This window comes from Erysipelothrix sp. strain 2 (EsS2-6-Brazil) (assembly GCF_016617625.1).
GTDB lineage: Bacteria > Bacillota_I > Bacilli_A > Erysipelotrichales > Erysipelotrichaceae > Erysipelothrix > Erysipelothrix piscisicarius.
The window spans coordinates 1-12769 of the sequence record NZ_SBAR01000013.1; the positions used below are offsets into that span (position 1 = coordinate 1).

Annotated in this window: 11 protein-coding genes; 9 read left to right on the top strand and 2 right to left on the bottom strand. The window is 38.2% G+C overall.

Annotated elements, in window-relative coordinates; genetic code table 11:
* A partial coding sequence (locus EPJ89_RS07390; protein ID WP_200542981.1) for an IS3 family transposase occupies positions 1 to 126 on the top strand: 126 nt, incomplete at its 5' end.
* Between the two features lie 106 nt (positions 127 to 232).
* Positions 233 to 1837 carry a hypothetical protein gene (locus tag EPJ89_RS07395; protein ID WP_200542483.1) on the top strand — a complete coding sequence of 535 codons (1605 nt, stop codon included), beginning with the start codon at positions 233 to 235 and terminating at the stop codon, positions 1835 to 1837.
* 95 nt (positions 1838 to 1932) lie between these two features.
* On the opposite strand, the gene EPJ89_RS07400 is transcribed toward EPJ89_RS07395, so the two are convergent.
* Complete coding sequence (locus tag EPJ89_RS07400) at positions 1933 to 3330, bottom strand: MATE family efflux transporter (protein ID WP_200549390.1); 1398 nt, start codon at positions 3328 to 3330, stop codon at positions 1933 to 1935.
* A gap of 162 nt (positions 3331 to 3492) precedes the next feature.
* Here EPJ89_RS07400 and EPJ89_RS07405 point away from each other — a divergent pair, with 162 nt between their 5' ends.
* From EPJ89_RS07405 to EPJ89_RS07430, 6 genes are all read left to right on the top strand, one after another.
* Positions 3493 to 4038, top strand: a complete 546-nt coding sequence (locus EPJ89_RS07405) for an NADPH-dependent FMN reductase (protein ID WP_161637166.1) — start codon at positions 3493 to 3495, stop codon at positions 4036 to 4038.
* Positions 4039 to 4106: 68 nt separating this feature from the next.
* The gene (locus tag EPJ89_RS07410; RefSeq protein WP_200542482.1) at positions 4107 to 5210 is read left to right on the top strand and encodes a glycosyltransferase; all 1104 of its coding nucleotides are present in this window, start codon (positions 4107 to 4109) and stop codon (positions 5208 to 5210) included.
* Between the two features lie 89 nt (positions 5211 to 5299).
* The gene (locus EPJ89_RS07415; protein ID WP_161637163.1) at positions 5300 to 5860 is read left to right on the top strand and encodes a chromate transporter; all 561 of its coding nucleotides are present in this window, start codon (positions 5300 to 5302) and stop codon (positions 5858 to 5860) included.
* Positions 5857 to 6420 (top strand): chromate transporter, encoded by a 564-nt coding sequence (locus tag EPJ89_RS07420; RefSeq protein ID WP_200549392.1) that lies wholly within the window; start codon positions 5857 to 5859, stop codon positions 6418 to 6420. Before EPJ89_RS07415 ends, EPJ89_RS07420 begins: the two co-directional genes overlap by 4 nt.
* A 64-nt stretch (positions 6421 to 6484) precedes the next feature.
* A complete protein-coding gene (locus EPJ89_RS07425) occupies positions 6485 to 6895 on the top strand; it encodes a helix-turn-helix domain-containing protein (protein ID WP_125164881.1) in 411 nt (136 codons plus the stop codon).
* A gap of 301 nt (positions 6896 to 7196) precedes the next feature.
* Positions 7197 to 10733 carry an LPXTG cell wall anchor domain-containing protein gene (locus tag EPJ89_RS07430; RefSeq protein ID WP_200549393.1) on the top strand — a complete coding sequence of 1179 codons (3537 nt, stop codon included), beginning with the start codon at positions 7197 to 7199 and terminating at the stop codon, positions 10731 to 10733.
* A 40-nt stretch (positions 10734 to 10773) separates the two neighbouring features.
* Here the strand turns inward: EPJ89_RS07430 and tpx are convergent, their stop codons facing one another.
* Positions 10774 to 11262, bottom strand: a complete 489-nt coding sequence (gene tpx, locus EPJ89_RS07435) for a thiol peroxidase (RefSeq protein ID WP_200549394.1) — start codon at positions 11260 to 11262, stop codon at positions 10774 to 10776.
* A 120-nt stretch (positions 11263 to 11382) separates the two neighbouring features.
* Here tpx and rlmD point away from each other — a divergent pair, with 120 nt between their 5' ends.
* Complete coding sequence (gene rlmD / locus EPJ89_RS07440) at positions 11383 to 12750, top strand: 23S rRNA (uracil(1939)-C(5))-methyltransferase RlmD (RefSeq protein ID WP_244660815.1); 1368 nt, start codon at positions 11383 to 11385, stop codon at positions 12748 to 12750.
* Positions 12751 to 12769: the final 19 nt, after the last annotated feature.

The window sequence follows — 12769 nt, forward strand, 5'->3', positions numbered from 1 at the left end:
TACTGGTCCGTAGATAACTTTGAAAATTTTATCGAAGAATATGTACATTATTTCAATTTTGAAAGACCTGCTTACTGTTTAAATTACAAAACCCCTATCCAATATAAAATGGATAAGGGTTTCTAGTTTTTTATTAATGTCTACTTTTGTTTGACAACTCCAGTTATCTAGCTTTTTTTATTTGCACTGCGTGTGAGAAATCGTTAAGATATAAGGAGATGGAGGTTCTACTATGAATAAACGCAAATCAATACAAATCGGTATCGTTGTGATTGTATTTATCCTACTTGATATCTGGTTTGGAAATACATATCACTACATGGATATCGGCTCGATGCTCTATTTAAGTACATTTATCTTAGTGATTGCTGGAATACTGTTTATCGACCGTGAAAACTATAAAAAGTTCTTTAATACCTTCGGCATCATCGTAGGGATCTTTGCCATTGTTTTCTTAGTGGGTAGTGTGACATCATCACGTATGATTAATGCGAAACGTTATGCAAATGTATTGGGTCAAGTAAAACCAGTAGAGTTTAAAGATCTCTATGGTGAAAATCATAATATTGAAGTTTCTTATGTAGATAAGGACTCAGCGTTGTTATCGGCAGAGAAAAAAATGGGAGAACTCAGTGAGGTATCATCGCGTTTTGATATTAATACCAATGAATTTACCCAAATAAATTATCAAGGCAAAATGGCGCGTGTTGCACCGTTTGTTTATGCGGATACTTTTAAAAAATATACGAACTTCTCAAGTGGTGTGCCCTACTATGTTCTTGTAACTACAGGGGACGGAAATATGAATGCGAAATCAGAGATTGTAACGTTACCCGCACCCATTAAATATTACCCAGGTGCACCATTACAATATGATCTACGTCGTCATGTGGCTTTACACCATAAATTTAGTTATCTTGATGATTGGAACTTTGAAATTGACGATGCAGGACATCCCTATTGGATTGTTCAATCGATTACAAAACGTGTTGGGATTTGGGGCGCTAAAGACATGGATGCTGTGATTGTTGTGGATGCGGTCACTGGAGAAACTGCACGTTATGAACTCAGTGAAATCCCAGAGTGGGTGGATTCCGTTTATCCAACGGATATGATGTTATCGCATGCGAAAGATCATTTCACTTTAAAGGGAGGTTATTTTAACTCTTTCATGCAACAACAAGGTGTGATGGCTGTAGACCAGCAAGAAGGTTCTTATAACTATGTAAGTATCGACGATGAGATCTATATCTTTACTGGAATACGTCCCATAAAATTAGATTCAAGTTCAACAACAGGGCTCTTATTTATGAATAAGCGAACTGGAGAGACGCTTCAAATGGATTTACCAGGGGTTTCCATTACAGCGGCTGAAATGACTTCAGTTGGTTCGATCCAAGAAAAAGGATATACACCAACAACACCAATTCTACAAAACGTTGGAGGATTCCCTACATATGTGATGTCTCTCAAAGATACATCGAGTGTAGTTCGTGGTTTCTCAATGGTTAATTACCAAGATTACACCAAGTCAGCCGTAGGCGACACCTATCAACTATCTGAGAAGAATTATCTCAATGTTATGGGAAATCAAGTAGGTATTGTTCCAGAAGAAATTGTGGAGAAAACCGGGGTCGTTTCAGATGTTAAACAAGTTATCATTGATGGCAATACGCATTACCTCATTCGTCTTGAAGGGGATGAAGCCATTTATCAAGCAAATCTTATTCTAAATGATGAACTTGCATTCTTGACTAAAGGCACTCATGTAATCATAACAACCAATGGTTCTAAAATTGTGTCCTTTGAATTAGCAAAAGAAAAACCAGATCATTAAAAAAAACACCATCATAGTGAAAGGAACTAGGTCAGTTCGGAACTGACCTAGTTCCTTTCACTATGATGGTGTTTTTCTTCGTTTCAATTGATCGATTAAGATTCAAACTCTAAAACAAATGCTTCTTCTTGCTTTTCTTCTTTCGCAAGATTTACGATCCATTTTTCTTTATTCACAAATCGTAATGCAAGCATCATTTTTAAGATATCTGTAGATTGCCCTACAATATAAAGCCAAAGAATGCTTAAGTCTGTTGTGTAGGTTGCAATGCCCACCGCAACCAAATTCACACACCACATATACCCTGAGTCCAGAAGTAATGTAGAACGTGTATCACCACCAGCACGAAGAATAAAGTAACATGTTGTATTAATCACATAGATACTAAATAATGGTGCTTGAATTCTCAAGAATGTTTGAGCGGTCCACATCGCTTCAGCCGATACTGAATAAATTTTCGGTATAAGGAACGTGGAACCTAAAAGCAGGGTGCCAAAGACTGCACTGAGTAATACACCAAATCCAATAAGGCGATACCCGTTTTCGCGCGCTTCGTCGAGTTTATTAGCTCCAAGTGGTTGAGAAACAAGAATGGTAATGGCGACAGACATACCGGCATTCATGGTGAAGAACATATCCGAAACCGTAGTCGCAATCGAGTAACCAGAAATAACTTCCGCTCCACGGGTTGCATAGAAACGAAGTAATAATGCCATTCCTGATGCCCACAATACTTCATTTAAAGCAAGGGGAAAGGCTTTGGCGGTAATTCTTTTTACGAGTGTTTTAGAGATATCAAACATATCACGAATGCGTGTCTTAAACGCATAATTTCCCGTAACAAGGAAATAACTGATAAATGTTAATTCAACACATCGTGCAATAAACGTTCCAATTGCACCACCTAGTACACCAAGACGTGGTGCACCGAAGTTACCATAAATCAAACAATAATTAAAACAAAAGTTTGTAATCATTGAAATAACACTTGCAACAAGAGGAGTTTTTGAATCTCCAGTTGCTCTCATTGAGCCCGCTATGGCCAATGTAAATAGGTTGGGAATAAACGCCAACGCACATACGTAAATATATCTCATACCTTGCTCAATTACTTTTGGATCCTTTACAAAGAACCGGATAATATTTCCTGGAAAAAGTAATGCGAGGATGACGAATGTACTCATTATCAACATTGATGTTAGAATTGAAAAACGGAATGTTTGCTTCATATGATCTTCGTCTCTTGCTCCGAAGAATTGAGCCATAAATACAGCTGATGCAGCAATCACGCCATTTGTTCCAAATACAGCGATAATAAAGTAACGATTTACGGTGGCAACACCCGATAATGCATGGTCCCCGAGCTGACCGATCATCAAGTTATCCAGTAAGTTTACGGATGTACTGATAAGCTGTTGGAGCATTAACGGAATTGCAATAAATAAAGCCTTTTTATAAAAGTCTTTATCGCCTACAAATCGCTTTAGATTCATCGATTCGACCTCCTTCTAAAAACGCTAAGACTATCATATAGAAAGAGCAAGATAATATCAATTAAAAAACACCATTTCGTCACATTAATTTAACATTTAATACAGATTTCAAATACGAACCCTTAAAATCACGTATACTATAAATAAAAAGGAGCACATGCTATGATAAAAATTGTGATGATGGTTGGAAGTTTACGTAAAGGTTCTTACAATATGATGTTGGGAAAACATATACAAAAACGATATGCAGATCAGATGGAAATTGAAATCCTAGATATCGATGTTCCAAACTATAATGGTGATTTGGATAATCCAACGGATACACCTGAAAAGGTAAAGGTTATGAATCAAAAAATTCATGATGCGGATGCAGTGTTTATGATTACGCCAGAATATAATCATGGATTATCAGGCGTATTAAAAAATGCTATTGACTGGGCAAGCCGTACGCAACCAGGACTTAAGAATAAACCGGGTTTAATTGCTTCTTGCTCGATGGGACAAACGGCTGGGGCACGAGGTTATCTAAACCTCTATACAGTGCTTGATACAATGCCTATGTGGCTTCTACCGGGCAATGATATCTTGATTGGTGCTGTACATACAAAATTTGATGAATCCGGGATGTTAATTGATGAAGGGACTGTAACCTTTATCGATGGGGTCATGAATCAATTTATAGAATATTACAATCAAGTCAAGCAATAACAGTAAGTGGTATTTTGTGGTCATTGCAATCGTAATTTTTAAATGATACGATTATTTTCGAGGTGTCTATGAAACCAATTAAAGTATTATTTGCCCACGGTGGAACGCTTGAAAAAGCGGGTACTGAAGCATATATGATGAGTGTATTTCGAAATATTGATCCAAAAAAAGTTCATATTGATTTTCTTGTTTTTGGATGCAAGGAAGGTTATTACGATAAGGAAGTCATTACGCATGGGGGTAAAATTTTTAGAATTCCATTAACCCCCCATGATTTTTTGGGGAAACATCCTTCACGTAAAACAATTCTAAAAATGTTAGAAAAAGAGCAATATGATATTATTCACAGTCATATGAACGCACTGAATCCACTCATATTCCAAGCTGCTCGTAAGATTGGAATTCCCTATATGATTTCACATTCCCATGGGAGTCGTCATTTTGTTGACAATGTTCTATTAATCAAATATAAGGATCAATTGATGAAGAAGATTCCTGATTATGCGGATGTGCTTTTAGCGTGTTCAAAAGAAGCAGGCGATTTTCTCTACCCTAATTTAGAATATACAATTATGAATAACGGAATTGATCTTGAACAATACGAGTATAATGAAACGAAACGAAAACGATTACGTAAAGCATTGAATGTGGATGACCAATTGGTATTTGGTCATATCGGTCGTTTTAACTTCCAAAAAAATCATAAATTTCTGATTGAAGTGTTTAATGAAGTCGTGAAAACAAAACCCAATGCAATCTTAGCGCTAGCAGGCGAAGGGGAGTTGTTTGACGATGTGAAATTGCAAGTGAAAAATTTTGGAATTGAAGATCATGTTAAGTTTCTTGGATTAAGGGATGATATTCCGGATGTTTTACAAGTTCTCGATGTCTTTTTGCTCCCTTCCGTTTTTGAAGGGTTGCCATATGTGCTGGTAGAGGCTCAAGCTGCAGGGCTCTTATGCTTTGCATCCGATACAATTGATCGTCAAAGTGCTCTCACAGATCATTTTCATTTTCTACCCATAGATAATCCCCATGAGTGGGCTGATTATATTGTGGGACATCTAGACTATGAGCGTCGAAGTACTCGGGAACAATTAATTGAAAAAGGATTTGACGAGCGGATAAATGTTCAAAAACTGGAAGATATCTATGAAAATTTAGTTAAATAATTAGAGCGTGAGTTACGCTTTTTTTTTTTCGCATTTGCAATCTTGAAAAGATACGCGATAGAATAGTAAACAGTGGAAGGTCGTGGATTATGAAAAAATCAGAGGTATATTGGAAATTGTTTAAATCATCGTTTCACTTAAGTGCATTTACGTTTGGGGGCGGTTATGTCATCATCCCATTAATGCGAACGAAATTTGTGGAAGAATTAGGCTGGATTGATGAGGATGAAATGATGGATTTGATGGCACTTGCGCAATCCTCTCCAGGATCTTTAGCGGTGAATGCATCCATTTTAGTTGGATATAAAGTTGATGGGGTTATGGGCGCGATATTTTCCATTCTCGGCACCATTTTACCACCTTTATTTCTCCTCACAATAATTTCTCAATTTTATGCGGAGTTTAAATCCAATGTGTTTGTGAATGCAGCACTTCATGGGATGCAAGCGGGCGTTGCGGCAGTGATTGTGGATGTGGTTATGACGATGGCACGGCAGGTATTTAATCTTAAACGAACCTTACCAATCGTGATAATGGTTACGTCATTTATTGCTGCATATTTCCTTAAGATTAATGTCCTTTATATTATCCTTGCGGCAGGGATTGTTGGGGCATTGTCTCGTGGTGGAAAGATAGAGGTGTCACAATGATTCTTTGGAAACTTTTTATTTCTTTTATGCAAATTGGTCTGGTAAGTTTTGGCGGTGGTTATGCAGCGCTTGCACCCATTCAAAGTCAAGTGGTCGTCGGTCATGGTTGGCTTACGATGACCGAGTTTACGGATTTAATTACAATATCGCAAATGACCCCTGGACCCATTGCGTTGAATGCAGCTACGTTTGTTGGATTAAGGGTAGCAGGGATTCCAGGTGCCGTTGCGGCCACCTTAGGTAATGTTTTTCCTTCAATTGTAATTGTCCTTCTTCTTGCGACAATCTATTACAAGTTTAGTGATATCACCATCATTCAAAATGTTTTGGATGGACTAAGACCTACCGTGGTGGCTTTAATTGCTTCAGCGGGGCTTACAATCCTTATTACTGCGTTTTTTGGTGAAGGTGTCCGCGATATAAGTCATTTTGATGTTTCAAACGGTATTCTATTTGTATTCGCAACCCTTGGTTTACGAAAATTTAAGTTAGATCCTACGAAGATTATTGTTTTGACGGGACTTTTGGGAATTGGTGTTATGGTCCTTGAAAAACTTTGATGCAACAAAATGTGTCTTTACGATTCGGTGAAGCTACTTTAGAATGTGAGTTAGAGGAGGCTTTATGAAACTTAATGATAATTTAAAACGATTACGAGAAAAACGATCGCTTACACAAGATACGGTTGCGAAGGCCTTAAACGTTTCACGCCAAGCTGTCTCAAATTGGGAACAAGGGAAACGTTATCCCGATGCGAATATGCTGCTTCAAATTGCGAAGTATTATGGTGTGCGTGTGGATGACTTATTGAAGTCTGAGACCGAAGATAATCACGTGTTGATGATCAATAAAGAACGCTTCGAAGAAGTGTTGGTTATCGGAGCACAAATAATAATGATGCTCGCTGTATTTTTTCTAGACGATTTTACGGGGTTGATTTTTATTTATATGGGTTGCATTTTTGTGGCTGCCTTTACCAAAGAAGTCTGTGAATCAATCGAATATGGTATGAATTTTCTCAAAAATAAAAAATGATTGGATTTCAATCATTTTTTTTATTTTTAATACAAAATTGCACGGTTTTTATGAATGTCTGCGTAATTTGGGACGAAGGCTTTGATATCTTGCCATTTCAATAAAAAGTTTCCCTAAAAGTGCAACCGTTTATACATAAAAAGTCGTTATAAATGTCCTACAACACCCAATAAAATTGATTACAATATGCTTAGCGTGAGTCCGTGAACTCACAAAAATATTAAAAGTAAAGGAAGGGGGATTGTAGCGGTTTAAGTATTGGATGTTCGTATATTTTTATTAATACTATGAGGAGAAAAAAATGGACAAAAGAAATGAACATAGAATCCTAAAATGCTTAACCATATTTGTACTATCGATTGGACTGGTATTCAGTCATGCGCGTCCAATTTATAGTGATACTCAACCGGTCATTGATTTTATAAATACTACGGGTGAGTCTGAAGTCATTTCCATGACAGAGTCAAAAGAATATAAAGCGACAGTAATGTTTGAGGGGAAAACGCCTGAGGAACTTAAAGTTTTGGCTGAGAATGCGTCTTGGACTTTGACGCGGGATGAAGGGGGTCAAAATGAGGAGGATTTCCCTTATCAGTATTTGGGTGGACCTTTGAATGAATGGACTGTCTTTAAAACTACTTTTACCACTGCAGGCGATACTCTATTTAAAGATATCAAAACGGAAGTCATTCCTGGAGGATTGCAGTTAACGTTTAAGAATGTGCTGATGTTTGGTGTGAATGGAATTGATGGTCGTGATCGCGCCTTAATCCGTAATGCACTTCTTGATTACACAGGGACCTATGATTTAAAACTGGTGGAAGGGGAACAGGTATTGGCAACAACGCCCGTGTCCTTTAAACCTTATAATAGCTACACACTTTATAATGAAATCGATCAACGTCTTGCAGATCTTGCAGCACTCGCATTATCCAAGGGAATTCATGCGGAAGTTCGCGAATTCGGACGTACGGCAATGGGAAGACCGATGAATGCAATCTTTATTGCGGATACGGCTGAGACGCTGTCGAATCACCTTGCGTTAAATGAACGCGCAGAGGCGGATCCACAATCTGTGATTCAAGATATTGAATCGGGATCAATTGATTATAAAGTTCCAATTCTCTACAATAACATTCACTCCGATGAAAATCCGGGAATTGATGCGATTATGGAATTTTTATCCGTGATGATCGAGAATGCTGATGGAAGTGTTGAATACCGTCGTATTAATGGATTAACGTCTGAAGGAAAAGCACAAGTCGAGGCAGAAAAATCAAGCAGAGGTATTAAGTGGTCTGAACTCATTGCAAATGATGTCACCGGAGTGGGTTATATCCGGGATGGCGTTCAAAGTGAAGAACATCCTAACAGTACCGATGCAGCTGCGAATTTAAGTGAAGAACAACTTGCGAAATTTTATGAAATGGAGCAAGTAGACTTAAACATTAAAACGATGCTCGAGGATGTGTTCTTTATCGTTGTGCCTGCAGAAAATGCGGATGCAGCCGCAACAAATGTTCGAACAAATGGTAATGGGTTCGATTTAAATCGTGATAACACTTACCAAACACAACCAGAAACACAAGCCATGGCGCGTCTTATTTCAACGTGGAATCCTGTGAACCTTTATGAAATTCATGGTTTCTATAATCAATTCCAAATTGAACCTTGCTCACCAACCCATGAGCCAAACGTGGAGTATGATTTGTTTATTGAGAATGCACTCGCACAAGGTGAGGAGTTTGGGGGTGTTGCGATTACAAATAATAAATCAATTAACAGTTTCCAAATGCCGATGCGTGATTATTTAAAAGCAAGCGATAAAGGTGGATATGAATGGGAACCGTTTGACGATATGTCTTCAAGTTATACACCCCAATATTCGATGCTTCACGGTGTCGTTGCTTATACCGTTGAAGTTCCATATGGAAATGAGGATGCGACGCAAGCAGTTAAGTATGCACTACTCAACAATGGACGTTATGTGGGAATGCATAAAAAAGCATTTTATACCAACCAATTGAAAGGTTGGGACCGAGGTCATAAGAATATTGATGCCGATGAAATTCGCCCATACTACGTAAATCAACAAGATGAAAAAGGCGCAGAAGCAGATATCTTCCGTGCCCGTTATGAAGAAAATAATAACTTCTTCCCTGAGTATTATGTTATTCCAATGGAACCGGCAATGCAAAAAAACTTACACGCAGCATCCGAGATGATGGAATATCTTTTACGTAATGATGTTAAGGTAAAAGTGTTAGGAAATGAGATAGACGTTAAGGGCATCACGTATCCTAAAGGAACCATGATTGTTGATTTGCATCAGGCAAAACGAAATATGGCCAATGCAGCACTCTACAACAACATCGTTATTAAAAATTGGACCGACCTCTATTCAGAACCACTCACCGCATTCTCAGAGCTACGTGGCTTTGATATGGATGTGATCACCCAAGTTGGTGCCTTCGAAAGCGCAGAATTTACATGGCTTGATGCAGCACCTGAAACCACAACGCATGTTGATGGTAAGGGTGAAATTGTGATTGTTTCCAATAACAGTGTCGCTTCAATCCAAGCCATAAATGCATTACTTAAATCTGAAGAAGCAGTTGGGTTTATAACCGATGGCGATTATCGTGGAGACTTTGTAATGTCTGAAGCAACCTTTGATTTGATTGAAGACGATTATATTCTTCAAGCAACGCGAACCAATACAATGCCTAAAGCACAAGTTATCACAAAATCCGCACTGCTTTATGTGCCGGGTGCTGCACCAACATTCTTGCTGAAAAAAGACACGGGTGAGCCTTACGGTCATACAAATTATACAAATCGACTCAATACAAACCTCAATTGGGATTATTATGTTTGGGGACAAGAACTTGGATTTGATTTAACCCAGGATCTTGACGCAGCAGATATTGTGATTGGGAACCGTCCATTACGAGAGGATGAACGGAATGCCGTAAATGCTGGAAAGTCCTATATTGGATATGGTGGATACGCGTTGGATTCACTTGAAAAAATGGGGCTCGAAATTGAAGCGAATTATGATATGAGCTTTGATTCCCTCACAACGGTTACGTATCCTGAATCCAGTTATATAACATTAAAATATGCTCAAGAAAATGATTATATTATGTACGGTCACGGTGGAAACAGTATCGTAAGAGCACCTGAAGGATCAACAGTACTTATTAAAACGACTGATGATGAACCCATTGAAGGTTTTATGTCACAAGATCATATTGACACTTATAAAAATTCAATTCAGGCCATCGAGCTTAAAAATGATACACATGATCTTCTAATCTTCGCAAACTCGATTACAAACAAAGCACATCAAAAAGATGATTATCGCTATGTGACCAATGGAATTTTCACCAAATACTTAGGTGATACGATGGATATTGAGGTTAAACAGCCGGAACCAGAACCAAAACCAGAACCAAAACCGGATCCCAAAGTAACTTTAAAACTTACAGGATTACCTGATAAAGTTCGGGTTGGCGATGTTTTCGTATTAACACCAAGCAACGATGACCAAGAAAAAGGCGAAGGATGGGTATACGATAAAGTATTCTTCTCTGCAACCTTCAACAGTCCTGCAACCTTTACTGCACTCAAAGCAGGAACAACAACCATCACCTATACGAATAAAAAAGGTGAAAAAACAGAGCTTCCCATTACTATCTTAGAAAAAGAAGCAGAGAAACCAGGTGGTAAATTACCAGGAACAGGTGTTACGCCAACTCAAACTGCACTTTATGTGGGAATTGGAGTTGTCCTCATAGGAGGCATCTTCTACTGGTTCTCAAAGAAGAAAAAATAAAGAAAAAACGAACATGTGGATTCATGTTCGTTTTTCTTTATTAAATATTTTTTGCGGCAGCAATTGCTGCTTCGTAATTGGGTTCTTGTGCCATTTCGGGAACAATCTCAGAATAAACAAGCATGCCCTTGCGATCAATCACAAATATAGATCGTGCCAGCACTTCAAATTCCGGAATCCAAATACCATAAGCATCGCCAAATGCATGATCCTCATCACGCAACATCTCACTATCAATGCCATTCGTTGCACACCAAGAAGCAAATTCTTCCTTGGTATTATTTGAAATATTCACAATCGTTACATCGTCAAGTTCGCTCGCAACTTGGAAGAAATGACGCGTCTGTAAATCACAGATACGCGTATTGATGTCTGGGAAGACACTCAGCAATACAACGTTTCCGGCGAGTGTATCCGTTCCTACATAAACGTCTTCTAAATTTTTAAGTTTAAATGTCGGTGCTTTTTCTCCAACAACAGGTTGAGATCCTGCTAAAGCGGTTGGAACACCTTTTTTTGTTATTTCCATATTAATCACGCTCCTTATACCTATTATAGAATTAAAGGAGGATGGTTGCATCTTGTATGCTTTAAGTCGTGTCAATGGCCCGGATTTATGCTATTCTTAAAGGAAGAAAAGGTGATGGATATGAAGAAAATACCTGTAATAAAAAACGAACAATTAACACTGGAAGTAATGGACCTCACATTTGAAGGATTTGGTGTGGTTAAAAAAGAAGGATTTCCAATTTTTGTGGAAAATTCAATTCCAGGGGAAATCATTACTCTAAGGGTCACGAAGGTGACCAAACGCTATGCTTACGGACGTATATTAAGCATTGAAAATCCATCACCCAAACGTGTAGAGTTGGTTGATAAAGTCGGAACACGCATTGGAACCATGCCCCTTCAACACATGGCATATGACCTTCAATGTGAGTTTAAACAAAATCAAGTTAAGGCAACCTTAGGTCGTGTAATTAATCTTGATGGCGTTCCGGTTCTACCAACACTTGGAATGAAAAATCCATGGCACTACCGTAATAAAGCAACCATACCGGTCCAATCCGTTAACGGTGTCATAGAGACAGGATTCTTTAAGCGTGGAACTCATGATCTTATTCCAATCGAAGATTACTATATTCAAGAAGAAGCTTTGGACAAAGCAATCTTAGTGATTCGGGATTTACTTCGTCAATATAAAATTTCAGCCTATGATGAAACAAATCACACCGGATTAATTCGAAATATTATGGTGCGTCAAGGCCATTACACGCAAGAATTAATGGTGGTTTTGGTAACAAATGGTTCAAAACTTCCTTTCGAAAAAGAAATTGTGAATGCCATTGTGGAAGCTTTACCCAAAACGGTCAGTATCGTTCAAAATATTAATCCAAAACAAACAAATGTTATTTTGGGAAGAGAACAGAACGTTCTTTATGGAGAAGATATTTATCGGGATCAACTTTTAGGAAAAACATTTAAGATTTCTTCGAAGTCCTTTTTCCAAATCAACACAAAACAAACGGAACTTCTTTATCAACAAGCCATTGAAATGGCAGAAGTTACAAACGATGATGTTGTCGTAGATGCTTATTGTGGAATTGGATCGATTACCTTAAACCTTGCCGATAAAGCGAAGTTTGTTTATGGTGTTGAAATTGTCGAAGATGCAATTACTATGGCGAAAGAAAACGCGAAACTCAATCACATTGAGAATGTGCAGTTTGAGGCGGGTGAAGCTGAAAAAATTATGCCTGCATGGGTTAAGCAAGGCATTGAAATTGATGTGTTGGTGGTGGATCCCCCACGTAAGGGGCTTGATCCTGTATTTATTGAAGCCGCATTGACATCACATCCGCGTCGTATTGTTTACGTAAGTTGCAATCCGATTTCACTTGCGAAAGACTTAAGAATGTTTATCGACGGTGGTTATCGATTGGAAAAAGTCCAACCGGTCGATATGTTCCCTCAAACCACACATGTGGAAACCATTGCATTGCTTATCAAACAGTAGCCCCAAAAAAACAGAGTGT

Coding starts and splice junctions, on each gene's coding strand:
- EPJ89_RS07395 (WP_200542483.1), top strand. CDS start 233: ATGAATAAACGCAAATCAATACAAATCGGTATCGTTGTGATTGTATTT.
- EPJ89_RS07400 (WP_200549390.1), bottom strand. CDS start 3,330: ATGAATCTAAAGCGATTTGTAGGCGATAAAGACTTTTATAAAAAGGCT.
- EPJ89_RS07405 (WP_161637166.1), top strand. CDS start 3,493: ATGATAAAAATTGTGATGATGGTTGGAAGTTTACGTAAAGGTTCTTAC.
- EPJ89_RS07410 (WP_200542482.1), top strand. CDS start 4,107: ATGAAACCAATTAAAGTATTATTTGCCCACGGTGGAACGCTTGAAAAA.
- EPJ89_RS07415 (WP_161637163.1), top strand. CDS start 5,300: ATGAAAAAATCAGAGGTATATTGGAAATTGTTTAAATCATCGTTTCAC.
- EPJ89_RS07420 (WP_200549392.1), top strand. CDS start 5,857: ATGATTCTTTGGAAACTTTTTATTTCTTTTATGCAAATTGGTCTGGTA.
- EPJ89_RS07425 (WP_125164881.1), top strand. CDS start 6,485: ATGAAACTTAATGATAATTTAAAACGATTACGAGAAAAACGATCGCTT.
- EPJ89_RS07430 (WP_200549393.1), top strand. CDS start 7,197: ATGGACAAAAGAAATGAACATAGAATCCTAAAATGCTTAACCATATTT.
- tpx (WP_200549394.1), bottom strand. CDS start 11,262: ATGGAAATAACAAAAAAAGGTGTTCCAACCGCTTTAGCAGGATCTCAA.
- rlmD (WP_244660815.1), top strand. CDS start 11,383: ATGAAGAAAATACCTGTAATAAAAAACGAACAATTAACACTGGAAGTA.